At 65.4% G+C, this 26,406-nt stretch carries 25 protein-coding genes; 15 read left to right on the forward strand and 10 right to left on the reverse strand.

Annotation, left to right across the window (positions count from 1 at the left end; genetic code table 11):
- Positions 1-33: 33 nt before the first annotated feature.
- The 4 genes from GTP41_RS21310 to GTP41_RS21325 all read left to right on the forward strand — a co-directional run bounded on the left by GTP41_RS21310 (position 34) and on the right by GTP41_RS21325 (position 3,983).
- Complete coding sequence (locus GTP41_RS21310) at positions 34-2,109, forward strand: TonB-dependent receptor family protein (RefSeq protein WP_161027599.1); 2,076 nt, start codon at positions 34-36, stop codon at positions 2,107-2,109.
- Positions 2,110-2,271: 162 nt separating this feature from the next.
- Positions 2,272-2,565 (forward strand): H-NS histone family protein, encoded by a 294-nt coding sequence (locus tag GTP41_RS21315; protein WP_161027600.1) that lies wholly within the window; start codon positions 2,272-2,274, stop codon positions 2,563-2,565.
- Between the two features lie 100 nt (positions 2,566-2,665).
- Entirely contained in the window at positions 2,666-3,280 is a 615-nt protein-coding gene (locus GTP41_RS21320; RefSeq protein WP_161027601.1) for an LON peptidase substrate-binding domain-containing protein, read from the forward strand.
- A 49-nt stretch (positions 3,281-3,329) separates the two neighbouring features.
- Positions 3,330-3,983: an FMN-binding negative transcriptional regulator gene (locus GTP41_RS21325; RefSeq protein ID WP_161027602.1), complete on the forward strand. Its 654-nt coding sequence runs from the start codon at positions 3,330-3,332 to the stop codon at positions 3,981-3,983.
- Here the strand turns inward: GTP41_RS21325 and GTP41_RS21330 are convergent.
- The 3 genes from GTP41_RS21330 to trpS all read right to left on the reverse strand — a co-directional run bounded on the left by GTP41_RS21330 (position 3,970) and on the right by trpS (position 6,307).
- Positions 3,970-4,923 carry a DMT family transporter gene (locus GTP41_RS21330; RefSeq protein WP_161027603.1) on the reverse strand — a complete coding sequence of 318 codons (954 nt, stop codon included), beginning with the start codon at positions 4,921-4,923 and terminating at the stop codon, positions 3,970-3,972. The genes GTP41_RS21325 and GTP41_RS21330 overlap by 14 nt on opposite strands.
- Positions 4,924-5,000: 77 nt before the next feature.
- Entirely contained in the window at positions 5,001-5,288 is a 288-nt protein-coding gene (locus tag GTP41_RS21335) for a DUF1294 domain-containing protein (protein WP_161027604.1), read from the reverse strand.
- Positions 5,288-6,307 (reverse strand): tryptophan--tRNA ligase, encoded by a 1,020-nt coding sequence (gene trpS / locus GTP41_RS21340; protein ID WP_161027605.1) that lies wholly within the window; start codon positions 6,305-6,307, stop codon positions 5,288-5,290. The genes GTP41_RS21335 and trpS overlap by 1 nt, the downstream gene beginning before the upstream one ends.
- Before the next feature lie 312 nt (positions 6,308-6,619).
- On the opposite strand from trpS, the gene GTP41_RS21345 reads away from it, so the two are divergent.
- The 3 genes from GTP41_RS21345 (at position 6,620) to GTP41_RS21355 (ending at position 9,723) form a co-directional block, all read left to right on the forward strand.
- A complete protein-coding gene (locus GTP41_RS21345) occupies positions 6,620-8,503 on the forward strand; it encodes a CocE/NonD family hydrolase (RefSeq protein WP_161027606.1) in 1,884 nt (627 codons plus the stop codon).
- 64 nt (positions 8,504-8,567) lie between these two features.
- On the forward strand, positions 8,568-9,161 hold the full coding sequence (locus GTP41_RS21350) for a hypothetical protein (RefSeq protein ID WP_161027607.1): 594 nt from the start codon (positions 8,568-8,570) through the stop codon (positions 9,159-9,161).
- 28 nt (positions 9,162-9,189) lie between these two features.
- On the forward strand, positions 9,190-9,723 hold the full coding sequence (locus GTP41_RS21355) for a GNAT family N-acetyltransferase (protein WP_161027608.1): 534 nt from the start codon (positions 9,190-9,192) through the stop codon (positions 9,721-9,723).
- A 317-nt stretch (positions 9,724-10,040) separates the two neighbouring features.
- Here GTP41_RS21355 and GTP41_RS21360 read toward each other — a convergent pair whose 3' ends face one another.
- The 4 genes from GTP41_RS21360 to GTP41_RS21375 are packed head-to-tail and all read right to left on the reverse strand — an operon-like array spanning position 10,041 to position 13,585.
- A complete protein-coding gene (locus GTP41_RS21360) occupies positions 10,041-10,886 on the reverse strand; it encodes an EamA family transporter (protein WP_161027609.1) in 846 nt (281 codons plus the stop codon).
- Positions 10,886-11,707, reverse strand: coding sequence for a substrate-binding periplasmic protein (locus GTP41_RS21365; protein WP_161027610.1), 822 nt, complete (start codon positions 11,705-11,707; stop codon positions 10,886-10,888). The genes GTP41_RS21360 and GTP41_RS21365 overlap by 1 nt, the downstream gene beginning before the upstream one ends.
- 7 nt (positions 11,708-11,714) lie before the next feature.
- Positions 11,715-12,938 carry a TCR/Tet family MFS transporter gene (locus tag GTP41_RS21370; protein WP_229502995.1) on the reverse strand — a complete coding sequence of 408 codons (1,224 nt, stop codon included), beginning with the start codon at positions 12,936-12,938 and terminating at the stop codon, positions 11,715-11,717.
- Positions 12,935-13,585, reverse strand: a complete 651-nt coding sequence (locus GTP41_RS21375) for an HD domain-containing protein (protein WP_161027612.1) — start codon at positions 13,583-13,585, stop codon at positions 12,935-12,937. Before GTP41_RS21375 ends, GTP41_RS21370 begins: the two co-directional genes overlap by 4 nt.
- Positions 13,586-13,731: 146 nt before the next feature.
- Between GTP41_RS21375 and GTP41_RS21380 the strand changes: the two genes are divergently transcribed.
- Positions 13,732-14,202, forward strand: a complete 471-nt coding sequence (locus tag GTP41_RS21380; protein WP_161027613.1) for a chemotaxis protein CheW — start codon at positions 13,732-13,734, stop codon at positions 14,200-14,202.
- Positions 14,199-15,746: a methyl-accepting chemotaxis protein gene (locus GTP41_RS21385; protein ID WP_161027614.1), complete on the forward strand. Its 1,548-nt coding sequence runs from the start codon at positions 14,199-14,201 to the stop codon at positions 15,744-15,746. Before GTP41_RS21380 ends, GTP41_RS21385 begins: the two co-directional genes overlap by 4 nt.
- Here the strand turns inward: GTP41_RS21385 and GTP41_RS21390 are convergent.
- Positions 15,743-16,219: a ribonuclease HI family protein gene (locus GTP41_RS21390; RefSeq protein ID WP_161027615.1), complete on the reverse strand. Its 477-nt coding sequence runs from the start codon at positions 16,217-16,219 to the stop codon at positions 15,743-15,745. The two genes, GTP41_RS21385 and GTP41_RS21390, sit on opposite strands and share 4 nt — an antisense overlap.
- Before the next feature lie 62 nt (positions 16,220-16,281).
- On the opposite strand from GTP41_RS21390, the gene GTP41_RS21395 reads away from it, so the two are divergent.
- Positions 16,282-18,192 (forward strand): S9 family peptidase, encoded by a 1,911-nt coding sequence (locus tag GTP41_RS21395; RefSeq protein WP_202419832.1) that lies wholly within the window; start codon positions 16,282-16,284, stop codon positions 18,190-18,192.
- A 37-nt stretch (positions 18,193-18,229) separates the two neighbouring features.
- Here the strand turns inward: GTP41_RS21395 and GTP41_RS21400 are convergent, their stop codons facing one another.
- On the reverse strand, positions 18,230-18,772 hold the full coding sequence (locus GTP41_RS21400; protein WP_161027616.1) for a YXWGXW repeat-containing protein: 543 nt from the start codon (positions 18,770-18,772) through the stop codon (positions 18,230-18,232).
- 110 nt (positions 18,773-18,882) lie between these two features.
- On the reverse strand, positions 18,883-19,125 hold the full coding sequence (locus GTP41_RS21405) for a hypothetical protein (RefSeq protein WP_161027617.1): 243 nt from the start codon (positions 19,123-19,125) through the stop codon (positions 18,883-18,885).
- Positions 19,126-19,284: 159 nt separating this feature from the next.
- Between GTP41_RS21405 and GTP41_RS21410 the strand changes: the two genes are divergently transcribed.
- The 5 genes from GTP41_RS21410 (at position 19,285) to GTP41_RS21430 (ending at position 26,346) form a co-directional block, all read left to right on the forward strand.
- A complete protein-coding gene (locus tag GTP41_RS21410) occupies positions 19,285-22,446 on the forward strand; it encodes a penicillin-binding transpeptidase domain-containing protein (RefSeq protein WP_161027618.1) in 3,162 nt (1,053 codons plus the stop codon).
- Positions 22,447-22,595: 149 nt separating this feature from the next.
- Positions 22,596-23,639 carry a hypothetical protein gene (locus GTP41_RS21415; RefSeq protein WP_229502996.1) on the forward strand — a complete coding sequence of 348 codons (1,044 nt, stop codon included), beginning with the start codon at positions 22,596-22,598 and terminating at the stop codon, positions 23,637-23,639.
- Entirely contained in the window at positions 23,636-24,190 is a 555-nt protein-coding gene (locus tag GTP41_RS21420; RefSeq protein WP_161027620.1) for a hypothetical protein, read from the forward strand. The genes GTP41_RS21415 and GTP41_RS21420 overlap by 4 nt, the downstream gene beginning before the upstream one ends.
- Positions 24,191-25,276 carry a hypothetical protein gene (locus tag GTP41_RS21425; protein WP_229502997.1) on the forward strand — a complete coding sequence of 362 codons (1,086 nt, stop codon included), beginning with the start codon at positions 24,191-24,193 and terminating at the stop codon, positions 25,274-25,276.
- Entirely contained in the window at positions 25,273-26,346 is a 1,074-nt protein-coding gene (locus GTP41_RS21430; protein WP_161027621.1) for a hypothetical protein, read from the forward strand. Before GTP41_RS21425 ends, GTP41_RS21430 begins: the two co-directional genes overlap by 4 nt.
- Positions 26,347-26,406: the final 60 nt, after the last annotated feature.

Raw genomic sequence — 26,406 nt, forward strand, 5'->3', positions numbered from 1 at the left:
AGAATCTCGCCTCTTAGTCACACGAGGCATCTAATGAAGAACAAGCATTTCCAGCGCAGCGCGATTGCCGCTGCTTGCGTGGCCCTGGTTTCCGGCAGCGCTTTGGCGCAAGACGGGGCGGCGAGCGGGCAGCAACTTGAGACGGTGCAGGTGGTGGGCAACTGGCTGGGTTCCGGCCAGAAGAGCGTGAAAAATTTCGGCGGTGCGCGCACGGTGGTCAAGCGCGAGGAGATCCAGGATTCCGGCGCGGCCAGCATCAGCGATGTGCTGCGCACCGTGCCTGGTGTGCAAATTACGAACAATTCCTCCAGCGGTGGCAGCGCCATTTCGCTGAACATCGGCGTGCGTGGCCTGGATGGCCGCTATTCGCCGCGTTCCACCGTGCTGCTGGATGGTATTCCTTTGGCGGTGGCGCCGTATGGCCAGCCGCAGTTGTCGTTTGCGCCGGTGTCGCTGGCGAATATCGATTCGATCGATGTGGTGCGCGGTGGTGGCGCGGTGCGTTATGGCCCGCAGAACGTGGGCGGTATCATCAACTTCAAGACGCGCGCGGTGCCGATGGGCGACTTCAAGGGCGATGCGTCGGTGCGCTATAACTACTTCGACGGCGGCAACCACAATACCCAGACCAGTGCCTTTGCCGGCGGCGGCGATGGGGACGGCTTGGGCATGGCGCTGATGTATTCCGGCGTTGCCGGGCGCGGCTACCGTGAGCACAGCAAAGAGCAGGTGCATGATGTTGCACTGAAGTTCCGCTACGCCATCGATGCCCGTTCGGAGCTGAACGCCAAGTTCTCCTACTTTGATGCGGAGTCCGACCTGCCGGGCGGCCTGACATCGGCACAGTTTGCAGCCAATCCGCGCCAGTCTTTCCGCAATTCCGACAAGTGGAACGGCCGCCGCAAGGGCCTTGACCTGGGTTACCTGAACACCCTGTCGGCGACCCAGGAAGTCGAGGTGCGCGCCTTCTATAACGACAGTTCGCGCGCCAGCCTGCTGGCCAACGCGCAGGACAAGGACGTGAGCTCGCTGAGCCGTCAGCCGCGCGACTACGAGGTGGCCGGTATCGAGCCGCGCTTTACCCAGCGCTTGAACTGGGGGGCGGTGCGCCACGATGTCACGGTGGGCTACCGCTTCTTGAACGAGAGCGCCAAGGAGGCGGCGGTCAGCGTGAAGATCGGCGGTACAGCGCCGACAACGACGCGCCGTTCGGAAAACAGCACGAAGGCCCATTCACTCTACGTGGACGACCAGATCGCCTATGGCCAGTGGCGCGTGACGCCGGGCGTGCGCTTTGAGCACATCAAGATGGACCGAGAGAACAAGCTGACGCCTTTCACCGAGGAGATCAGCAACCATAAGGCGCTGCCGTCCCTGAACGTGTCCTACCTGCTGAGCAAGGAACTGATCCTGTACGGCAACTACAACAGCTCGTTCGGCAGCATCCAGCATTTGCAGTTGAATCTGCAGGATTCGGCCGATGCGCTGAAGCCGGAAACCGCGAAGACCCAGGAGCTCGGCGCGCGCTATAGCGGCAAGCAGTGGCAGCTGGAGGCGACCGCCTTCAACCTCGATTTCTCGAACCAGATCCAGTTTGTGAACGCGTCGCCTGTGTTCTATAAGAACCTGGGTAAAACCCGCCACCGCGGCCTGGAAAGCCGTGCCGAATATGCGTTCGACGGCGCCGGCAAACTGTCCGGCCTGAGCGCCTACGCGACCTGGGCCTACACCCAGGCCGAGCTGCGCCAGGGCGCGCACGCCGGCAACGATGTGCCGTTTTATTCGCGGAATGTGGATACGCAGGGTCTGAAATTCAAACGTGGCGCCTGGACTGTGGACTTGCATACGACCCATCAATCCAAGCAGTACTCGGACGAGAAGAATACCGTTGCTGAATCTGCCGATGGGCAGGTCGGGATAATTCCTTCTTATCGCTTGTGGAATGCGAATGTGAGCTGGGATGTGGCCGGTATGCCGGGTACGGAGATTCAACTGGGCGTAAATAACCTGGCGAATAAAACCTTCTTTACCCGCACCACCGATAGCAACCTGGGCATTCTGCCGGGCGCGGGACGCATGGCTTATATCCAGCTGCGCACCGGCTTTTAATCGGTTTTGAAATAAAGAAAAGCGCCACACTTCAAATGTGTGGCGCTTTTTTATTATTCTGGTTAAATTATGTAGATAAAACCAAGCCGAAATGGTACATTGCAGGGCAGAAATGTCACACATTGTCACACATCTAATTTTCATACACTTAGGGTAAGAAAGATGACGACCTACCAAGAATATCAAGCGAAAATTGCCGAGCTGCAAAACCTGGCAGCCGATGCGCGCAAAGCGGAACTGCAAAAGGCGAAGGATCAGATCTGGTCCATCATGCGCGAATATGATTTGAGCCCGGCCGACCTCGGTCCTGCGGCCAAGAGCAATAAGCCGGTCAAACCGCGTGCGCGCGTGCCGATGAAATACCAGGACCCGGTTTCCGGTTCCCAGTGGACTGGCCGTGGCCGCGCACCAAAATGGCTGGAAGGCAAGAATAAGGAAGACTTCCTGATTAAATAAGCCAGCGGCAGTTGGTAACTGCTGGTAGCTTAGGGAGGGGCGGATTTAATATCCGCCCTTTTTCTTTATATGGGCTCCGGAATATGTGCGATGATGAAGCATGGCCGCTATCCCCTTATTCCCCCTGCACACGGTGCTGTATCCGGACGGGCACCTGGCGCTGCAAGTGTTCGAGGTGCGTTATCTCGATATGGTGAAGCGCTGTATCGAGCATAAGGAGGATTTCGGCGTGGTGGCCCTGGCGCACGGCGAGGAGGTGCGCAAACCGGAGCAGCACGAGACCTTGTGCGCGGTCGGGACGATGGCGCATATCTCGGAGTGGAAGGCGCTGATGCCGGGCTTGATGCATATCCGCTGCCGGGGGCGGCGGCGTTTCCGCGTGGTGTCGGCCGGGCAGCTTAAACACGGCTTGTGGATGGCCGACGTGGCGCCGATCGAGGACGATATGGCGGTGCCGGTGCCGGCCGACCAGCAGGACGTGGCCGACAGCCTGGGCACCCTGATCCAGACCTTGCAGGAGCGCGGCATGCCGCCCGAGCAGATGCCGATGCAAACGCCGTACCGGCTGGCGGAGGCGGGCTGGGTGGCGAACCGCTGGTGCGAGTTGCTGCGCTTATCGCTGGTGCAGCGGCAGCTGCTGCTGGCGCAGGAAAATCCAGTGCTGCGCCTGGAACTGGTGCAGGATGTGATGGTGGAGCATGGCCTGCTGAATTAGGCCATCGCTGGCCCTATGCGGCCCCGCTGGGTGCCGCTACACTGGCCCCATGTATACGCCAACCGCTTTCGCTGAAGACCGCCTGGAGGCCAAGCATGGCCTGATCCGGTCCTATCCATTGGGGATGCTGATCGTCCCCTCCGTGCCTTCCGCCGACCTGGTGCCGTTCGCGCTCTATCCCGATGAGGGCGAGGCGGGGCTGGGCGTGCTGCGCGCCCATGTGGCGCGCGCCAATCCGGCCTGGCAGGCGCTGGCCGCGGGCGGCGATTGCCTGGTGGCGTTCCAGGGGCCGCAAGCTTATGTGAGCCCGAACTGGTATCCCGGCAAGGCGGCCAATCCGAAGCAGGTGCCGACCTGGAATTATGCGATGGTGCAGGTGCGTGGCACGGCGCGCGTGGTGCACGATGCGGCCTGGCTGCGTCGCTTGCTGGGCGATCTGACCACGGTGCATGAAGGTGCTTTGCCGCAGGCGTGGTCGATCGAGGATGCGCCGGCGGATTATATCGACGGTTTGCTGAAGGCGATCGTGGGCATCGAGATTCCGGTGGCTGCCATCAGCGGCAAGTGGAAGGTGAGCCAGAACCGCAGCGCTGCCGATGCGAACGGCGTGGCCGGGGGCTTGCGCAGTGTCGTGGGTGCGCCGGGCGCGGCGGCGATGGCGGCCCTGGTGGCCGAGCGCGCGCCGATCCTTAAGCCGGACTGAGTTCTTCTTCCTGCGCGTGCACGTGCATGGACCAGGTGACGCCGGCGATCAGCAGCACGATGGCGGCGATCTCCAGCGGGCGCGGGAATTGCTGCTTGTAGACAAAGCCGTAAAGCAGCGCAAACAGGGTCTCGAACAGGATCAACTGGCCGGACAAGGTGATGGGCACGCGGCGGCTGGCGATATTCCATAAGTGGTTGCCGATCACGGACGCGCCCAGGGCCAGCACGCCATTACAGATCCAGAACAGGGTCCAGTCGCGGCCGGAGGCGGCGCCTGCCGCGCCGGTCACGTCGGCATGGAAGATGGCGTAGGCGATGCCGCCCACCACCAGCGAGATGCAGCCGGTGGACAGGCCGTATAGGGCGGACCATTCGGCGCTGCTGTAGTGCGGGTTGCGTTTCAGGTAGCGCGCATTATCCAGCGTATACCAGCTCCAGCAGAGCAGGGCGCCGGTGGCGCATGCCACGCCGATCACCGTGTTCAGCATGGAGGCGCCGGCATCGGCGGCATGCTGGAATACGTCGATATTGATGCAGGTGATGCCGGCTGCTGTCACCAGCAGCGGCATGGCGAGCTGGCGCAGCGGCACGGCGCCATGGTCGTTGCGGCCCATGAGCGTGACGGCGATCGGCAGCACGCCGATGATCAGGGAGGTCGGCGCCACCCCGGCCAGCTTCACGCCGAAGGCCAGGAACATGTAGTAAATCAGGTTGCCGGCCAGGGCGTGGCGCAGCAGGGCGAAGTAGTCGCTGCGTTCCAGCCGTCCGAGCAGGTTGCCAAGGCGCGGCAGCATCAGCACCAGGGCGATCAGGCCGTAGGCAATGTAGCGCCCGACCGCCATTTCCAGCGGCGAGAATGCCGACAGCAGTTCCGGCGCGATGAACACCATGCCCCACATTGCGCCCGCCAACAGGCCGCACACCACACCAGTCCACATACAACGTTCCCTCAATTAAAACTGCGACAGTTTCGCACAGCTAGCGATATCTTGCCCGATCATGGGCACGCGAAGGTTCAGGCTTGCAGGCGCTGGAATAAAGCCGCCAGTGCCAGCAGCGCCGCCACATTCAGCACGACGGTGAACCAGAACATGGCGAGGAAGGAAGTCTTGGACGATTTGTGGCGCAGCCACTGCTGCGCTGCGAGGGCGCCGGGCCAGCCGCCGGCCAGTCCAAGCAAGAGCAGGGTGCGTTCGGGCGTGCGGCGGCGGCCCTTGCGGGCGGCCGACTTGTCCAGCGCGTAGGCGATAAAGCAAGCGACGCTGGCCACGGCATACAGCGCGGCCAGCGCGGCGAACAGCATCAGAAGTAGGACAGGCCGAGGGCGGCCTTCACTTCATCGGTGGTGCGGGCAGCGACTTCGCGTGCGCGCATGGTGCCTTCCTTCAGCACCTGCATGATGTAGCCCTTGTCCTGGGCCAGCTCCTCGCGGCGGGCGCGGATGGGCGCCAGCATGTCCTGCAGTACCGCTTCCAGGCGCTTCTTGACGACCGAGTCGCCCAGGCCGCCGCGTGTGTAATGGTCCTTCATTTCCTGCACGCCGGCCTTGTCGGTATCGAAGGCATCCAGGTAGATGAAGGCGACATTGCCTTCCAGGTGGCCCGGATCGGATACTTTCAGGTGCAGCGGGTCGGTATACACCATCTTCACCGCCGCCTTGATCTCGTCGGCGCTGGCGCCCAGGTTGATCACGTTGCCCAGCGATTTGGACATTTTCGCCTTGCCGTCGATGCCCGGCAGGCGGCCCACTTCCGGCACCACCGCCTTGCACTCGACCAGGATTTCCTTGCCCACCAGGCGGTTGAACTTGCGCACGATCTCGTTGGTTTGTTCGATCATCGGGATCTGGTCCTCGCCGACCGGCACGATGGAGGCCTTGAAGGCCGAGATGTCCGCCGCCTGCGAAGCAGGGTAGGTCAGGAAGCCGGCCGGGATGTCGCGCTCAAAGCCGCGCAGCACGATTTCCTGCTTCACGGTCGGATTGCGCTCCAGGCGGGCCACGGTGACCAGGTTCAGGTAATAGAAGGTCAGTTCCGCCAGTTCCGGGATTTGCGACTGGATCAGGATGGTCGATTTGGCCGGGTCGATACCGCAAGCCATGTAGTCCAATGCCACTTCCACCACGTTACGGTGCACCTTATTGGTGTCATCCATATTGTCGGTCAGCGCCTGCGAGTCGGCCAGCATGATGAACTGGTTATAGTCGTCCTGGTACGAAACGCGGTTGCGCAGGCTGCCCACGAAGTGGCCGAGGTGCAGCGGACCGGTCGGACGGTCGCCGGTCAGGATAATAGGTTTAGCGTTGGAAGCTGGCTGGCTCATAGGGTTCTTTCTGCTTGCCCCTACCGATTGCGCCAAGAAAAACGCCACCTGAGCAGAGGCGGCGTTGATATTAAAATCACATCACTTTTCAGTGGCCGCGTTAAGTCAGCGGCGCCACCAATTGCGGGAAAATGGATGTGATTGGATAAATTTCATCCCGCAATGGTTACAGTTCCTGTTCCCCCTGTCAAGATGTCCACTTCGGCGCGGCACGGCGATCCTGCAGGAAGAAGGGTGGACATTTCCCGTGCGTACTGGGGACTTGGTTTTCTAGTAATATTGCCGAAATTTATCAAGCTCGCCGGAGAACCCATGCGTTTCAGCCTAATCCTGTCCTCTTTGTTACTGGCCGCGCAGGCCGGGGCGCAGACTTCGCCCATGGCGCCGGATATCATTGCGGGCTTCGAGGCGCCGCAGGATGAGGCGGATTACATCAAGCGCGTGGTTATGCTTCCCATGCGGGATGGGGTGAAACTGTATACCGTGATCGTGGTGCCGAAGGGGGTGCGCAGCGCGCCCATCATCCTGACCCGCACGCCGTACAACGCCGCCGGGCGCGCGCGGCGCAATGTCAGCCCGTCGATGCAGGCCTCGCTGCCGCAGGGGGACGATGCGTTCGGCCGCGATTTCATCCGCGTGTTCCAGGATGTGCGCGGCAAGTACGGCTCGGAGGGCGATTATGTAATGACCCGGCCGGTGCGCGGTCCGCTCAATACGAGCCAGACCGATCATGGCACCGACGCCTGGGACACCATCGAGTGGCTGGTAAAGAACGTGCCCGAAACGAACGGCAAGGTGGGCATGATCGGCTCTTCCTACGAGGGCTTTACGGTGCTGATGGCGTTGACCGAGCCGCATCCGGCGCTGAAGGCGGCCGTGCCCATGAGTGCCATGGTGGATGGCTGGCGCGGCGACGATTGGTTCCACAACGGCGCGTTCCGCGTGAATACGCTTGATTACATCGGTAACCAGACCACGGTGCGCGGCAGGGGCGAGCCCTTGGCCACCGGCGTGTACGACGATTACGAGGCGGTGCTGCGCGGCGGTTCCGTGGCGGACCTGGCGCGCAAGTATGGCCTGGACCAGTTGAACTTCACCAAGAAGCTGTTCGAGCACCCGGCATACGACAGCTTCTGGCAGGAGCAGGCGCTGGACCGCATCCTGGCCCGGCGCCCGCTGTCCGTACCGACCATGCACGTGGTGGGGCAGTGGGACCAGGAGGACATCTATGGCGCCTATGCGACCTACGCCGCGCTGGAAAAGCAGGACAAGGACAACAAGCTGAATTACCTGGCCGTCGGCCCATGGCGCCACAGCGGCGTGAATTACGAGGGTTCCTCGCTGGGCGTGCTGCGCTTTGAGGGTGATACCGCGCTGCAGTTCCGGCGCGATGTGATGGTGCCTTTCCTCAAGCAGCATCTGCTGGATGGCGCGCCCGCGGCCAATACGCCGCCGGTGCTGTCCTACCAGACCGGCAGCAACCAGTGGCAGCGTTTCACGCAATGGCCGCAGTCCTGCGCCGCCGGCTGCCCGTCGGCCGCCAGGCCGGTGTACCTGCAGGGCGGCTTCAAGCTGTCGTTTGCCAAGCCATCCGGCGCCGCCGCCTTCGACGAGTACGTGGCCGACCCGGCCAAGCCGGTGCCGTTCGTGCCGCGCCCGGTGCGGATGGAGGATGAGAACGTCTGGAAACCTTGGCTGGTGCACGACCAGCGCTTCGTCAGCGACCGCACCGATGTGCTGAGCTACGTGTCGGAACCGCTGAAGGAGCCGCTGGTGCTGACCGGAGCGCCGGTGGTGCGTCTGCTGGCATCCACCTCGGGCAGCGATGCCGATTGGGTGGTGAAGGTGATCGATGTCTATCCCGACGAGGTGCCGTCGCAGCCCAAGCTTGGCGGCTTCCAACTGCCGCTGTCGATGGATGTCCTGCGCGGGCGCTATCGCGATAGTTTTGAGAAGCCGTCGGCGATCCCGTCCAACAAGCCGGTGCAGTACACCTTCGCGCTGCCGCCGGTGAACCACGTAATCCAGCCTGGCCACCGCGTGATGATCCAGATCCAGTCCAGCTGGTTCCCGCTGTATGACCGTAATCCGCAGAGTTTTGTGCCGAACATCTTCCACGCCGCGCCGGGCGACTACCGCAAGGCTACGCAGCGCGTATTCCATGGCAGCTCGGTTGAACTGCCGGTGGTGAAGTGACGCTGACAGTTTCGCTCGCGGGCGGCGATGAACGCGAGCTGACAGTTCGCCTGGAGCAGCTTTAATGACAAGACCCTACGAATGGAAGCCCATACCGCATCAATTGGATGTCACTTGCCCGAATTGCGGGCAGCAAGCTGAGTTTGAGTTTGCCGAGGTGGTGCGCATCAAGCTGAAAGTCGATATAGAGTTCTTTCAGAAGAGCAGTGTCTTTGAGTACCAGCAGTTCGAGGATTCATGCGGGCACCTCTGGCATGCGGCGATCTTCTTCCAGGGAATGCATGGAAGTCCACATCGGGCCATACACGAACTTCCCGATGGTTATTCAGCACAGGATTGGGAGCATTCAAGGTATCTTAGTAATCGCAAGACGTGGCCGGTCGGATCTGTTCACTGCGCGAACTGCCACCTGCGACGTCGACACAGGCTCAATTGGCCGGATGATGCGTACTTCTCAATCGCGTATCGGCACCATGTACTATGGGCGTTCCATCGCGAGTCTGCGGTGGACTTGCTGGCGTACCTGTTAAACGCAAAGCGTGGCGTATCGGGGTATCGATGGGGGACCTACTTGATGCACGTGCCAACTGTATTCAAGGTTAAAAAAGCCCGAGAGGCAGTGGGGAAGAAACTGGCCAGGTTGTTAGGAATGGCCTAGATCCGGGAATTGGGAGCCAGAGCGGCAAATGGCCGAGCGGTATCAAATGCCAATTGATTTGGGAGGAAGCGAATTGATTCATCAGGTGACTGCATTAGCCAAGCACCCCGAGCACATCGAAGGCGTGGCCGAGCGAACCTACCGGTTATGGGGGTACCTGATCCGCGAAGATACCGGCATGACGGCCGTCGAGTATATCGAAGTGGTTCGCAGCCGCGCCGTGACCGATAGCGTTCCACTCACACTCATTGCATTGGAGGGGGATGCGCTGGTTGGTTCCGTCAGCCTGAAAAAGCATGAAGCATCGAGCGCGCCGGACTTGACGCCGTGGATTGGCGGACTGCTGGTCGATGAGGCGATGCGCGGGAAGGGGGTGGGGAAGGCATTGCTGGTCGAGGCCGAAGCGGCGGCGGCGCGGCTTGGCTACCCTTGGCTCTACCTGTCCTGCGAGCGGCACGTTGAGCCATTCTACGAGCGTTTGGGTTGGACGCTTCTCAAACGGACGATTTCTTGTGGCGATGAAGTGGCGATCATGAAAAAGAAGCTGGATACTCAGCTGTGACTTGCAGATGCCATCATCCGCCATTTCACTTTAGCGATTTTGCGCGGATGGAGCTTGGCGAAGATGCGTTCGGTGCAGAGGTTGCGCTGGCGACGTGCAGGCACTGCGGCGTCGCATGGCTAACGTATCTGATCGAAGAGCCGCACTATAGCCGCTCGGGAAGGTGGTGGCGCGTCCTGTTGCAGCCGGAGATGAGGAACGCGATTTCGGCTGCGAATGCCAGGGCGTTCGTTGAACAGCAGGCGCACGCATTCGCTGGCGGGAGCTTCTTCGGATCAGCCGGGCATGCAGTAGAGGGCCCGATTCGTATCGCGTGACTATGCGATACGCATTAAGACCGCGCCAGCGGCGATGGCCGTAATCGCCAGGGCGCGCTTGCGGCCAATGCGTTCGCCGAGGAAGAACTTGGCGATCAGGGCTGCGAACAGGATGGAGGTTTCGCGCAGCGCTGCGACGGCGGCCAGTGGGGCGACGGTCATGGCCCACAGGGCGAGGCCGTAAGCGCCCAGCGTGCCGGCGCCGCCCAGCAGGGCGATGCGCCAGTGCTGTAAGGCGTAATCGCGCAGCTGGCGCGGGCAGCGCAAGGCGCACCAGGCGAGCAGGCCGATGGCGCTCATAACGTGGAGCCACATGACGTAGGCGGCTGGGGCTCCGGAGGCGCGGGCGCCGATACCGTCGATGAGCGTGTAGACGGCGATCACCAGGGCATTCAGCAAGGCGAACGCCGTGGCGCGCCCCCGGGCTTTGGCCGCCACGGGTGTGGTGGCGAACCAAAGGCTAAGGATGCCGCCGCTGATGCAGGCGACGGCGGCGTACTGCAGCGGCGACAGATGCTCGCCGAGCAGCGGCACGCTGGCGGCGGCGACCAGCAATGGCGCGCTGCCGCGCATCAGCGGATAGGCGTGGCTCATGTCGCCGTGGCGGTAGGCGGCGGCAAGCAGGCCGTAATACGCGAAGTGGATGACGGTGGACGCGGCAAGGTAGGGCCAACTGGCGGCTGCCGGCTGCGCCAGGATGGGCAGCAGCGGCAGGGAAAGCAGGGCGGCGCCGCTGGCAACCAGCACGCTGCCGAAGAAGGGATCGCGGCCGCCTTTGACCAGTGCATTCCATACGGCGTGCAGCAGCGCGCCGCATAAGACCACAGCGACGACGGTGGGCGTCATCAGCGGGGCCGTACGCTTTCGGCGAGGATCTCGGGCCGGTGATAGCGCTGGAAGCCTTCCATCACGGCATTCGATTTGGCGGCGCGCTCCAGCAGTTCCAGCAGGGCGGCGCGGTCGTCCGGGGTGAGCGAGTGGCGCGAGACGTAGACGCCGGTCTGCTGCCAGGGCAGTTCGGGGATCGGCTCCAGCCGCAGCCGGTCCAGCATGCCATGCACGCGCGTTTCGCGGTTGATCGAGCCGGCCAGGATGGTCGGGCCCATGATGGTCAGGTCCACGGCGCCGGCATGCAGCAGGCGCGCGATGGCTGAGGCGTCGACTTCGGTGAACAGGCGTCCCTGTTTGCCAAGCTCGCGCAGCAGCGCCTGGTAGGCCTCGCCGTAGTCGTAGCCGCGCACCACGGCCACGCGCAGGTCGCGCCGGTCCAGCAGGTCCTGGGCGTTGGCGATGGGCGGGCGCGGGCTTTGCAGGGAAATCAGCACGGCGCGGTGGCCTACCATGGGCACGAAGATACCGTGCAGGTCGCGCGCCGGGGTGCGGGTGGCGGGCAGCAGCAGGTCGGCTTTACCGGTTTCGAACATCAGCTCCTGGCGGGCGCGCGGCACGCCGCTGAAGGCGAAGTGGCAGCCGGCGCGCGGCCCCAGGCTGCGGAACAGTTCCGGATAGATCCCGCTAAAGACCCCGTTGCCGACGATGACGCTGACGCCGGTGCTGGAAACCGGCACCAGGATGTCGCGCGAACAGTCGGCATGCGCCGCCACGGCCGCTGCCAGGGGCAGGGCGGCCAGCAACTGGCGCAAGAGGCGGTGCGGGCGTGCGTGCATAGCGCGATTATGCTCCCGTTTGCGGCGCCATGTGATGCTGCCTGAAATAGCGGCGGGCGACGAAGATGCCGGCGGTCTGCATGGCGGCGCAAACGAAGAAGGTGCTGCCGATGCGCCAGTCGCTCGGCGGCAGGTGGCCGACGGCGCTCAGGATGCCGCCGCCCAGCAGCGGCATGACCACGGAACCGAGGCTGCTGATCGACTGCAGGGACCCCATCAACTCGCCCTGTTCATTGGCTGGCGTGGCCTTGGAGACGATGCCTTGCAGGGCCGGGCCGGCGGCGAAGGACAGCAGGTTGCACAGGATGAAGACGTACATCATCCAGCCCTGGGTGGCCAGGCCGTACAGCAGGTAGGTGATGGCGCCGGAGCTCAGGCCGATCAGCGACAGGCGCACTTCGCCGAACTTGCGGATGAAGATGCCGAGCAGGCCGGCTTGCACCACGGCGGCGGCGATGCCGACGCAGAACAGGGCGATGCCGTTCTCCGCCGGGCTCCAGCCGAAGCGGAAGTGGGTGAACAGCACCCAGGTCGACTGCAGCATCATCTGGGCGCCGGTGACCAGGGCGAAGGTGATGACCAGGCCGCGGATGTCGTCGCGGCGGGCCAGCTTGGCCAGCGCGTTGAAGGGATTGACCGACACCAGCTTGAACTTGCCGCGCCGTTCTTCCGGCAGCGATTCAGGCACGCAGAAGTAGCCGTAAATCAGGTTGGCGAAAGACAGCGCGGCGGCCACGTAGAACGGCAGGTGCAGGTCGATATCGCCCAGCAGGCCGCCCAGCATCGGGCCGCAGATGAAGCCCAGGCCGAAGGTGGCGCCGATCTTGCCGAAGCTCTTGGCGCGGTCTTCCGGGGTCGAGATGTCGGAGGCGTAGGCCGAGGCGACCGACATGCTGGCCGAGGACATGCCGCCGATCACGCGGCCGATGAACAGGCAGGCCAGGTTGGGCGCCCAGGCGGTGGTCAGGAAGTTGATGCCCATGCCGAACATGGAATACAGCAGCACGGGGCGGCGGCCGACGCGGTCGCTGATCGCGCCCAGCATGGGCATGAAGATGAACTGCAACAGGCCGAAGGTGGCGCCGAGGATGCCGTACCACAGCGCGTGCAGTTCGCGGTCGGGCACATACTGGCCGACCAGGATCGGCAGCACCGGCACGATGATGCCGATGCCCAGCATGTCGATGAAGATGCTGACCAGGACGAAGTTGAGGTTGCCTTTTTTACTCATGCCGCCACCGCCCATTCTGCGACAAAGCTGGCGCGGAAATCGAGCAGGGCTTGCAGGCGCTGTTGGCCCAGGGCGCGGCCGGCGGCGGTGCGCATGGTGCCGGGCAGGGTGGCCAGCTTCACGTCGATGTGGTCGAGCGAATAGGCTTTGTCGTCGCGTTCGCGGCCGGTGGCCAGTGGGTCGTCCGGGTGGGCCAGGGCGCAGCCCATGCGGCCGGCGGTGTAGAACATGCGCGCCAGGCCCACGGCGCCCAGGGCGTCCAGGCGGTCGGCATCCTGCACGATGCGCGCTTCCAGCGTGGTCGGCTCGAGCGCGGCCGAGAAGCTGTGCGTTTCAATCGCGTGGGCGACCGCGTCCAGCAGTTCGGGCGGGAAGCCGGCGTCGGCCAGCTGGGCGCGCGCCAGCACGGCGGCCTGGCGCGAGGCGAGGTGGCGCTGCGGGTGGTTTTTCGGTAAATTGACCAGGTCGTGCAGGTAGCAGGCGGCCATCACCACCAGGCGGTTGGCCTCGGGATGCTGCTCCAGCAGCAAGGTGGCATTGCGCCAGACGCGGTGCAGGTGGTTGGTGTCGTGGGCGCCGTCATCGCCCGCTGCAGCGCTGGCCAGCGCGACGAAACGCGGCTGCCAGCTGCTCAGAGAAATATCCATGGAAACCATTGTGTCTGTCATTAGCCGCGCAATTGTGCCATGTATTTTCCATAAGCTTGCATGTTTCTCTAGAGCAAAATTTTTGGTGATTATTTTATTGGCTTGCGGTAACATATTACGTCATCATTCACAAATGAAAGAATATTATGAATGCCACCACAAAGCAGGCTGCTGAGTACCTGGCCTTTACCCTGGGCCAGGAAGAATACGGCATCGATATCCAGAAGGTCAGCGAGATCCGCAGCTATGAAAGCCCGACCCGCATCGCCAGTGCGCCGGACTACATGAAGGGCGTGATCAACCTGCGCGGCCTGATTGTTCCGATCATCGACATGCGCGTGCGCTTCCAGCTGGGCGAGCCGACCTACGGCCCGTTCACGGTGGTGATCATTCTCCACATCGGCAACCGCACCGTGGGTATTGTGGTGGACGCCGTGTCCGACGTGACCATCCTGGAACCGGAGCAGGTCAAGGACGCACCGGATATCTCCGGCGCCATGGACACCGAGTACATCACCGGCCTGGGCACCGTCGACGACCGCATGCTGATCCTGGTCGATATTGAACGCCTGATGTCGTCCGCCGACATGGGCCTGGTGGAAAAGCTCGCGGCATGAAGCTGCTGAACAACCTCAGTATCGGCAAGCGCCTGGCCTTCGGCTTTGCCGTTACGCTTGCCCTGTCCATCGTCATTGCTGCCATCGGCGTCTGGCGCCTGCAGCAAGTTGCCGGCGCCACGCGCCATATGATGGAGACGCCGCTGGCGAAGGAACGCATGATTTCCGACTGGCAGTCGAAGATCGATAGCGCGATCCGCCGCACGACGGCCATTGCCCGCAGCAGCGACGCTTCGCTGGGCGCCTTCTTCGCGGAGGAATCGAAAGCTTCCAGCGCGTCTTCGGCCGAACTGCAAAAGAAGATCGAGCCTTTGATCAGCGACGCCGACGAGAAGGCCCTGTGGGAACGCCTGATGGAGCAGCGCAAGCTGTACATCTCCTCGCGCGACAAAGTCGCCAAGCTGAAAACGGACGGCGAGCTGGAACAGGCGAACGAGGTGTTCGAAAAAACCTACCGTCCGGCGGCCTCCGATTACCAGAAACTGGTGCAGGACCTGCTGACCATGCAGCGCGGTAAGATCGACGCCATCGGCCAGCAGATCGACAGCGTGTCGGCCAACAGCCGCACCCTGCTGCTGGTGCTGGCTGGCCTGGCGGTGGCCTTTGGCGCGGCGTGCGCTTTCGTGCTGACCAAGGGCATTACCATTCCGCTCTCGCGCGCAGTTGATGCGGCGCGCCGTGTGGCGGGCGGCGACTTGACCGGCGAAATCCGCGTGCACGGCACGGACGAAACCGGCCAGTTGCTGGGCGCCCTGCGCGATATGAACCAGTCCCTGCTGAACATCGTGAGCGAAGTGCGGCACGGCACCCAGGCCATTTCCATCGCTTCGACCGAAATCGCGGCGGGCAACCAGGACCTGTCGGCGCGCACCGAGCAGCAGGCGGCTTCGCTGGAGGAAACCGCGTCGTCGATGGAAGAACTGACTTCCACCGTGAAGCAGAATGCCGACAATGCGCGCCAGGCGAACCAGCTGGCCGGCGCCGCCGCTTCGGTGGCGCGCAAGGGCGGCGATGTGGTGGCCGAAGTGGTGGGCACGATGGAGTCGATCGACGCATCGTCGCGCAAGATCGTCGACATCATCGCCGTGATCGACGGCATCGCTTTCCAGACCAATATCCTGGCGCTGAATGCCGCCGTGGAAGCGGCACGGGCGGGCGAACAGGGCCGCGGCTTTGCGGTGGTGGCCTCCGAAGTGCGCAACCTGGCGCAGCGTTCCGCTGCGGCGGCGAAAGAGATCAAGGAATTGATCGGCGATTCGGTCGAGAAGGTCAACGCGGGCAGCCGCCTGGTGAGCGACGCCGGTAACACCATGGAGGAAATCGTCTCCAGCGTGCAGCGCGTGTCGGACATCATCAGCGAGATCACCGCCGCCAGCGCGGAGCAGAGCACCGGCATCGACGAGGTTTATAAGGCGGTTGGCCAGATGGACCAGGTCACGCAGCAAAATGCAGCACTGGTGGAAGAAGCGGCGGCTGCCGCCGAATCCATGCAAAAGCAGGCCGGCGGCCTGGCTGACGTGGTCAGCGTCTTCAAGGTGCGTTAAGCCTCGCTCGGCACCATCTCACGGGCCGCCTGCTGCGACAGGCGGTCCGCTTCCCCATTCTTGTGGCGCGGTATCCAGCGCACATGCACTTGCGCCAGCGCCGCGATCAACTGCGCCGCGCGCGCCCGATGCTGCTCCAGGCCTTTGGCGCCGGCAGCCGGCGATACCAGCAGGTCCTGCACCACCACCTGGCTGTCGCCGTACAGCAGCAATTCCCCCACGCCCAGCTCCACCGCTTTTTCCAGCGCCGCGATCAGCGCCAGGTACTCGGCGTCGCCGCTGCTGCCGTGGCCGGCGCGGCGGCTGATCTCGACGCGTTCGCCGCTGGGGCCGGACAGCAGCACGCCTATGCCGATGCGGCCGGGGTTGGGGTGGGCCGAGCCGTCGAACCATGCGTGCCATGCGGCGGGGGAGGCGGGGACGGCCTGGCGCGCCAGCTTTTCTGCGCGGGCGCGCTCTTGTTTTATTGACATGTGTAAATTAGTTTGCAACACTGGCTCGGCTGTTTTCCTCCCACTTTAACAGGAGACTATCCATGTCAGTGATGTATCGCGCAGCCGGCGCTTTGGCCCTGGCGCTTGCCATGCAGGCAGCCCACGCGGCGCCCGCCAAACCAGTGCGGAAATACACGATCGAGCAGTTCATGGCCACCACCTCGATCAGCGGCGCCTCGTTCAGCCACGACGAAAAGTCCATCCTCTTCAGCAGCAACGAGAGCGGCATTTTCAATGTGTATTCGATTCCGGTCGGCGGCGGCAAACCAACGGCACTGACCAAATCGACGGTGGACAGCACCTACGCTGTCAGCTACTTCCCGGGCGATAACCGTTTCCTGTTCACGCGCGACAAGGGCGGCGACGAAAACAACCACCTGTTCGTGCGCGAGCTGGATGGCAGCGAAAAGGACCTGACCCCGGGCGACAAGCTGAAAGCCTCGTTCTTCGGCTGGAGCGACGACCGCAGCGCTTTCTACGTTGTGACCAATGAACGCAACCCGAAATTCTTCGACCTGTACCGCTACAGCGTGAAAGACTACTCGCGCACCATGCTGTACCAGAACGATAACGGCATCAGCCCAAGCCGCATCAGCCGCGACGAAAAGTGGCTGGCCCTGAACAAGCCGAACACCACGGCGGACAGCGACATCTACCTGTACAACCTGGCCAGCAAAGAGATGAAGCACATCACGCCGCACAAGGACGTGGCGAGCTACGATGCGGCCAGCTTCGACCCGGAGTCGAAGAAGCTGCTGTTCACGTCCAACGCGGGCGGCGAGTTCACCAGCATCCGCAGCTACGACCTGGCCAGCGGGCAGGTGGCCGAGCATGAGAAGGCGGATTGGGACGTGGTCGCCACCGGCTATTCGCGCAACGGCCGTTTCCGCACCACGATCATCAACCAGGATGGCAGCACCGTGCTGCGCGTGGTGGAAGGCAAGGACGAAAAGCCGATGGCGCTGCCGAAGGTGCCGGGCGGCGATATGAGCGCCGCCGTGTTCTCGGAAAGCGGCAAGCTGATGGCCTTCTATGTCAACGGCGACCGTTCGCCGAACAACCTGTTTGTGTACGACGTGGCGGCCAAGAAGGCAAAGCAGCTGACCCAGAGCATGAGCAAGGAGATCAATCCGAACGACCTGGTGGAGGCCGAGGTGGTGCGTTTCCGCTCCTTCGACGGCATGGTGGTGCCTTCGATCTACTACAAGCCGAAAGGCGCTGCGCCGAACGCGAAAGTGCCGGCGGTGGTGCTGGTGCACGGCGGCCCGGGCGGCCAGACGCGGCGCGGCTATAACGCCATGGTGCAGTACCTGGTCAACAACGGGTATGCGGTGCTGGGCATTAACAACCGCGGCAGCAGCGGCTACGGCAAGACCTTCTTCATGGCGGACGACCGCAAGCATGGCCGCGAGCCGCTGTGGGACTGCATCGAAGCGAAGACTTTCCTGGCCAGCCGTGGCTATATCGATCCGGAGCGCATCGGCATCATGGGCGGCAGTTATGGCGGCTACATGACGCTGGCGGCGATGGCGTTCCGTCCGGAGGCGTTCAAGGTCGGCATCGACATCTTTGGCGTCAGCAACTGGATCCGCACGCTGGAATCAATTCCGCCTTACTGGGAGTCGCAGCGCAAGGCGCTGTACGACGAGATCGGCGATCCGGTGAAGGACAAGGACTTCCTGGTGGCGACTTCGCCGCTGTTCCATGCCACGCATATCCGCAAGCCGCTGATGGTCATCCAGGGCAAGAACGACCCGCGCGTGATCAAGCCGGAGAGCGATGAAATCGTGGAGGCGGTAAAGAAGAACAATGTGCCGGTCGACTACGTGGTGTTCGACGACGAGGGCCATGGCTTCAGCAAGAAGAAGAACCAGGCCATCGCGAACGCCAGGATGGTCGAGTTCCTCGACAAGCACTTGAAAGGCGGTAGCGCCGCCATGGGGCAGCCGTAAGCTTTCTGCCTACGCGCGGCCGGCGGCGCTGCCGGTATCAACGGCGATAGGGGTTGTCCGGCCGGTGGTCGCGGCGGTTCGGGATGCCGTCGCCATCACGGTCGCGGTCACGGTGGTTTGGCACGCCATCGTTGTCGCGGTCCCTGTCGTAGCGATCGGGCACACCGTCGCGGTCGCGGTCACGGCGGCCGCCGCGGTCGTGGTAGCGGTAGTTGTCGCGGTAGTTGTCGCGATAGTAGTCGCGCTGCGGGTCGCGGTAGTGGCCGTAAGCGGTCCAGCCGCCTTCACGCCAGCCCCAGCCGTTGTCGACGCGTACCCATTCGGATGGGTAGTAGCGGTAACCCTGGCGTTCCCGCAGCCAGTGGCCGGCCACCCAGGCGTGGCGGTGGCCATCCCAGCGCCAGTAGCCCGGCGCCCACACATAGCCATGGCGCGGCGGCGGCAGGCTTTCAAAACGCGGCGGCGGCGGTGCGTTGCCGATCACCAGGCTGAAATCCACCTGGGCCAGGGCGGTGCCGGGGGCGAAGGCGACCGCACCAAATGCCAGGGCGGCCGCAGCGATGAGTTTCGGTTTATACATGGCTTATCTCCGGTAAGTGGTGCGCTTGACTTAAATATAGCAAGCGCACGATTGACGGGATAAGCCTGATTCAGTTTCTTACAAATCCCCGCAGGGAGGTAACAATTGGCTTAAATGCTGCCAGGTTGGGTGGCTTTGCGCTCTTCCGCCAGCGAAGCCTGCTTCTCAGCAGCGCTCATGCGCTTGGCTGGCACCACCACCACCGGCATGCCCTGGTTTGCAGCTGGCTGGGCGGCAGCCGCGTAGGCGGCTGGAGCCTTGCTTTCGTCGGCACCATCGAAGACGTAGTTGGCAGCGCAGGCCAGGCCGAGGATGGCGATGAACAGGGCTTCAAAGTTACGCAGGGCTTTCATGATGTTCTCCGGTTTGCGGATCGTCCACATCAGGACTTTCCATGTGCTCACTGTAGCCAAGGCGGCGGCGGGTCGCCACGGCGATGCGACGAGCGGTAAAAAATGCGGGGCGAAGTGCAAAAAGTCGGGATTTTCCGCTTCCCCCGGCTAGCGCTGTGCATGACGACCCTTCTTTCCCGACTCTCGGCCTGGCGGCGCGACCGCCGGCGGCAGCGCAACCTGCAGGCAGCAGCGCGCGCGCCGCTGGCCTTGTCCCTGCACTGGCGCGGCAGGGCGCCGGCGCTCATGCTGGCACTGGGCGCGCTGGCCCTTGCGGCAGGCGGGGCGCTGGTCCTGTGGCGACATGCGGCGGGCATGGCGGAGCAGGGCGGCACGGCAGCGGCGCCCGACCTGCCGGCGCTGCAGGCGGTGATGCCGGGCGTGCGTTTCGATGTGCCGCAGGCGCCGGGCATCGCGCTGCAGGAAGTGGCGGGCGGCAGATTGCTGGTCGCAAGCGGCTTGCATGGCGGCCCGGTGGTGCGGGTCGACCTGTGCGCCCGGCCGCTGCCCTTGCAAGTCGGTTATCGCTTTTCGGAGGCCAGCGGCGCACCGTCTCTGCGCCACGCCGTGCTGGCGGGGGAAGGCAGCAGCATTCCCGCCATGACCATTACCGCCGCCGGCGAAACCCTGCGCGTGCGCTGGCGCGAGCGGGGCGCGGCGGCGCGCTGGGTCGGCGATGCGCCCGGCGCGGCGTTGCGCTCGCTCGGCTGGCTGGTGTGGCGCGAGGGGGCCGTGCGGGTGGAGCGCCGCCCCGGCAAGGGCTGCGCACAGGGGGAGATGGTGGTGCAGGCCTTCTCCACCGCCCCCGTGGCCGGCCGCGCGCCGGGACGGGCCCATGTCGTGGCCTTTCCGCTGGCCGGTGCGCCGGCGGGTCTGCGCCTGGAGCCGGGGCGTTACGCGGTGCCGGCCGTGGCGACGGCGGCACGGGAAGATGAAGTCCTGTTCAACCGCCTGCGCGCGCGCGGGCTGTTGCGGCTTGGCGCGGATGGGTTGCTGGAGCTGGCGCCGCCCGACCTTGCGCAATGGCTGGCGGCAGGGCAGGGGCAACGTGCCGCCGACCTGGCGGGCTGGCGCGGCCAGCAAGCGGATGAGGCGATGCGCCGGCTGCTGCAACGGCTCTATCGGCAAGCCGATGGCGCCTACGTGCAGCGCCAGGTCGACCTGTTCAACAGCGAGCGGCGCCTGCTGGCCTGGCGCCTGCGCGCGGGGGCGGCGGCGCCTGGTGTGACGATCTCCGCGCACGCGGCCGGCGGTGGAGAAATGGCGCAGTCGGCGGAGATGCCGCCGCTGGCGGTGCGCCTGTTCGCCGACCTGCCGCAAGGCTGGCAGCCCTGGCAGCGGGCGGCGCACTGGCCTGGGCGCAGCCAGGCCACCCTGGTGCTGCGCCTGCCGCAGCCTGCGCGCGGCAACGAGCGTATCGAATTGCTGCTGGCGGGCCGCCACGGCACAGCGCGCGGTGCGGCGCTGTCGGCGCTGGACGCCTGCAGCGGCGCCGCCTGCCGCACGCCGGGCGAGGTGCAAGCGATTGCCTTGCGGCCGCAAGCGGGCGCGACGCGCATCGAGCTGACCGTGCGCGCGCTGGACGTGGCCGGCGCGCTGCACCCCGGCGACCAGGCTTACCGGCATATTGCGCTGGCCGGCGGCGCGCCGGTGTGGCAGGCCATCCCGGCGTCGGCTTACAGCGCCGGCGTGCGCGGTGGCGGCAGCGCTGCGGGCGGCACCGGCGAAGGCAGCGTGGAGGCCCCGGCCAGGGCCGGCATCCAGATCGCCGACCGCGATGGCACGCCGCTCTGGACGGGCGGGGCGGCCACTCCCGCTGCGCGCAACGCCGGCCTGGCGAACCTGCTTGGCGTCGGCCCGGCCCACGCCGCCAGCGTGTCCGGCATGCTGGCGCGGGCGGCAGCGCTGGAGGGCCGCGCGCGCGCGGCCCGCCTGACCATTTCGCTGCCGCTGCAAGCGCTGGGACAGGCGATCCTGGAATGCCAGGGGCTGCGCGGCGGCGCCTGGAACGGACAAAGCTGCGACGGCGGCGTTGCGCCGCCCGTCCAAAGGCGTGCCGGGCTGGTGCTGCTGGACGCAGACAACGGCGACATCTTGCTGGCGGCGGGCGCCGGCGGCCCGGCTGTCACGACCGGCAACTGGCGCGAAGCGCGCGACTTCGACCGCGCCAATCCGGCCCGCAGTCCTTTGCGCCTGCCGGCCTGGCAGCACGATGGCGGCGCCCATAGCAGCCCCGGTTCGGCCTTCAAGATCGTCAGTGCGCTCGGGCTGGAAATGGCCGCGCGCCAGGACCGTACACTGGATGGCCTGCTGGGCGGCTTGCCGTTGCCGGAGATCGACCTGCTCGCGCAGCAGCGCGGCTACGCCTTCCGCACGGACGCGCCCAGCTACCCCGCCGCCACCGCCGCCGCCCACGTGACCAATTACCGCGAACAAAGCTCCGCGCGGCGCGCCGAGTCCGGCCGCCTGGGGCTGGCGCAAGCCATGACGTACAGCGTCAATACCTGGTTCGCGTGGAGCGCTGAACTGAGCGACCGTACCTTGCAAGGCCGGGCGGAGGGCGGCGCGCCGGGATTGCGCGCGCTGGAGGAGGGCGCGCTGGCGGCACAGCGCCCCATCGCCGAGGCGGCGCGCACGCTTGGTTTCGGCACGCAGATGCGCCTAGATGGCGGCCTGCTGCCGGCCGGCTTTCCCTGGCAGGCTTACGATGCGCTGCAAACCAGCGCCTCCCGCATCGATCCGATCGACAGCCGCCATGAACTGCGCCAGATGGCGATCGGCCTGCGCATGCAGGCCACGCCGCTGCAAATGGCGCTGGTGTCGGCGGCCATCGGCTCCGGGCAATTGCGCGCACCGCGCGTGCTGGCGGCGCTCGGTGGGCAGGAGGCGCAGGATGCCGCTGGCACGGCCTTGCCGGCGCGGCTGGACCGCATTCGCAAGGGCATGAAAGGGGTGGTGGACAGCGGCACGGCGGCCGGCGCGTTCGGCGGCCCGGCGCTGGCGGAAGTGCGGCGCGGCCTGTACGGCAAGACCGGCACCGCCCCGGTGAGCGCGGACGACGCCACGGTGTGGTTCACCGGCTGGCTGGAGCCGGGCAGCCTGCCTGGCCAGACGCGGCGCCTGGCCTTCGCGGCCTTCGTCAGCCACTCGCAGCTGACCGGCGGCGCGCATGCCGCCCCCATGATTGCGGCGCTGCTCAAGGCAATGGCCGGGCAGAATGGGAAACAGAAGGGAAATCCTCCTTCATTCGCGGCGAATGGTTGGGCTGCCGCTATGCCATGATAAGGAGGCGTGCATTGGGCACGCGACAATGTTGACAGGATAGTATGCGGCTGCCAGGAACCCGGTACCAGGAACACGGCTGGGAACAAGTACGCAAGTTGTTGGGCCACTGCTCGCTGCAGGCGTTCCGGCAGTGCGATGCGGACCTTTTGCTTGACCCATCCCGCGCGGCGGAGTCGCTCGAGTGGTATGCCGACGCGGCCGGCCGCCTGCTGCGCGACCATGCGCGGCGGGCGCGCGGCGAAGCGCCCGGCAATTCATACGGGGACAGCGCGGCGGAACTGGCGCTGGTTTTACTCTACGAATTGCAGGCCCAAACCGCCGACTGGGCCGCCTTCCTCGGGGCGCTGGCAGCGGAGCATGCGCGCTCTGGGGCATTCTGGCGCGAGGAAAGCGGGCAGGGCATGCTGCGCAAGAAGGTCAATGACATGTTCGCCGTCTTGCGCGACAAGGTCGATAGCGACAACTACCAGGTGGCGACCGGCCAGCCTTGTTCGCCCAATAAGATCTATACCTATCGCATGCTGGACACGGCCTACCGCGAGATTGCCCAGCTGTTCGCCAACTGGGAGCACAATGCGGTCCAGGTGGGGGCCATCCTCGGCCGCGAGCTGCACGGCTTTCCGATCGAGGTGCGGCAGATGCGCTGTGTCGCCGATTGCCGCGCCGAGTGGCTGATACGCTGGAGCGAGACGCTGGAGCAGTTCGGCGGCGCGCCCGGCCCGCTGCATACGCGTTCCAAGCGCTTTGCCAGCATGAAGAACAATCCCGGCAAGATCGCGGCCATGCTGCGCGAGATCGGTGATTATGAGGAGTTGTCCTCCAACCAGGATGGCGACTGGCAGCTGGACGAGGCGGAATCCTTGTCTTGGATGGAGGATTTGTGGCGCGTGGCGGACGAGGCGCAAAAGGTGGCAGAGGCGGAAGTTTGCCCTTCCCCCCGCAAGGCAGGACTGGCGGCATTGCAGGGCGAGGCGCTGCCGGTGCGGCTGGCTGTTTTCCAGGTTTTGCTCGGGCCGGCGGACGACAGCTATCCCGAGGAATGGCTGGAGCCCGGCAGTGGCGAGCTGCCCTCCATGGCGCGGCTGGCGGAAATGGCGGGCATCTCGGTGCCGACGTTGCGCAAGCGGCGCAACGAGTTGATCGAAAAGCTGAAATACGGGTTGAATGCGGAAGCAGGGAGTACCAGGTGAACAATACAACTGAACGCAAGCTGCAGGAGGCGCTGCTGCTGCGCAGCCGCCCCGGGGAGGATGGCCTGGCCCTGGAGGACGCCGTGCTGCGCGCGGCCCTGGACGGCAGCCGGCCCCTGAGCGCCGCCCAGCTAGCGGCATTGCAGGCGTCGCCCCTGACCTTGCGCCGTTTCCGCCACCTGGCGCTGGAACGCAAGCGCGCGCAGGCGGCGCTGGGGTGGCAGGGCAGCCGGGGCATGCTGCGGGCCGCCTCCACGGCCGGCGAACTGACCGTGCTCGTCACGGACGACGGTAGCTGGTCTTTGCACTTCGTGCCGCAGGGGGCGGGCTGGCAGGTGATCCTGAAACTGGAGGCGGCGGCCGGTTTTGCCGCGCAATTGCTGGCACGCCGCCCTATGCTGCGGGTGACGGACGGCGGCGGCGCTGTGCTGCTGCAAGGGCGGCTCGATGCGGATGGCGAGTGCGAACGGGCCTGGCCCTTCGAGCAGGCTCCGGAACAGCATTTCCAGGCGCATGGCGCGCTGTTTGCGGTGGAACCGCTCGGGCCCTGAATGATGGGCTTTCTGGCGCGCATGCGTGGCAAGCCCACGCAGGATCCGGCCGTTGACCGTGGTGCGGTTGACGGCCTTGGCACGTCCGCGCTGGCGCTCCGCCTGGACGACGCGCGGCCAGCGAGCTTGCCGCCACGGGCGGTGCTGGTGCAGGTAGCCGAGGGCGTGGCCTGGGCGGTGCATGCCGCGCCATTGCGTTGCTTCATGACGCCTTTCGCGGCGGCACCGGAGATCGGGCTGCGGCTCGACTATTGTTTCGATGCGACCGGCGACCGGCAGCGCTTTGCCTTGCTGCTGGCGGCGGAAGGGGAACGCGCGCTGCCCACCGCCGCCGTTGGCGCCGCCATTCAGGATGCGGTGCAGGCGGCCTTGCAACAGGGGACGCTGGAGCTGCCCCCTTGCACGACGGACGAGGAGTGGCATGCCTTCCGCAGCGGGCTGAATGAGCTGGTCTATACGCGCTTCGGCCTTGTGGTGGAGGATTGCCTGCCGGTGGACCTGCACCCCGCAACTGACTTCGCCGCGCAACTCGCGGCCTGCGGCCATGCCGCCGCTGCCCGCGTGGAGCGCCCGGCAGGCGACGCGAGCGGGCATTCCGCGCACGCCGACGCGCCGGCGCCGGCGTGGGTGCGGCTGGCCGATATGCCATGGCACGGCCTGCGGGCGGCAACTGCGGCGGCTTCCACAACGGCGGGCGGCGACCCGGCAAAGCATGATGCCGCTGCGCTGCGCCGCCTGTTCCTGGAACTCCCGGCGCTGGCCGCCGGCCTGCGCGCCTTGCCCATGAGGGAAGGGGATGGCACCTTCGCCCCCATGCAAGACATCCTGCGCCGCCTGGCGCATGCCGCGCTGGAGGCCGGCACCATGCCAAGCCTTACCCAGGCCGCCCCCGGCCAGCAGCTCCCGCAACACACGCAGCAGCTGCGCGCCATGCACGCCCGGTCCGCGCAAGCCGCGCTGGACGAAGGCTGGGCCCTGCTGGCCGCCATGCGCGGCGGCCTCGATCCGGCAAGGCTGGAGGAAACCGACCGCATGCTCTCCAACCTCGAATACAGCCTGGCCCAGCGCCGCAAGCCGCAACCATGAACCCCGCACCGCACGCCAGCAGCGCAGAATGCCGCACCGTCCTCGCCGATGGCCGCATCGCCACGCTCACCGCCACCCGCCGTCCGCGCGGCAACCGGGCCGAGGTCAAATGCGTGGCGCCCGGCTCCCCTGCGCTGGCCGCAGCGATGCAGGCTGCCGTGCGCTTGGCGCGCCTCACCGAATCCACCTTCGACAGCCGCGACCAGGTCGTGCTGGGCATCGACCTGGCCCCTGCAGCCGACGACCGCAACTGGGAGCTGGCCGCCGTCCTGGCCGACCGCATGGTGCGCGGCATATGGCGGCCCGCGCAGGGGGGCGCGATTGCCGCTGGGTGGTCCGACAACTGGCAGTACGGCGAAGTGTCGGGCGATGCGGCGCAGGCATGGCGCCTGCTCGGCGCGGCCACTGCGGCAGGCGAGACCTGGCTCGGCGCCGCCGGCGACAGCGCGCCGGGCGAGGCCTGGGCCGCGCACGCCATCCGTCACCTGGGCGAGTTGAGCGGCCATGCCCATCCCCGCGCCGGCGTCTCCAGCGCGCGCGCCTGGTTCCCGCTGCACAGCGGCGGCATCAACGACGCGCTGGCCTGGGTCGAAGTCAGCATCCATCCGCTGCCGGCCGACGCCGCGCACCATGAAGAGTCCACCATCGCGATCCCCGTGCTTGACCTGGCGATGCAGCAATCGGTGCGCCAAACGCTATGCGGCGCGCGCCACTTCGATGGTAAAGGCCAGGGCCGCTGGAAGAGCGCCGTGCGCTTCGGCCAGGGCCGCCTGCATGGCGAATCCTGGCAATTCGCCCTGGTCATGGCCGACCGCCTGGCGCGGGGACGGGAATTCGTACCGCGCGGCCGCATCATCGCCACCGGCTGCTCCAACGCCTGGCACGCCGGCCGGGTCGAAGCGGTGGACGGCATGCAGCCCAAGCTGGAGCTGATACTCAGCCAGGCGAACCCCGGCGACCGCATCCTGCTGCCGCACGCATGGCAGGCAGCGATCCCGCCCGGCTATCGCGCCGCCTTGCGCGGCAAAGGAGCATCGCTGGCCTGCGTGGACAAGCTGGGGTGGATATGAATCGTGCGCAAAGCAGCAAGAGGTTGCCTTTGCTACAATCAGTTAGCGCTGGGACAAACA

This window comes from Pseudoduganella guangdongensis (assembly GCF_009857475.1).
GTDB classification, from domain to species: domain Bacteria; phylum Pseudomonadota; class Gammaproteobacteria; order Burkholderiales; family Burkholderiaceae_D; genus Rugamonas; species Rugamonas guangdongensis.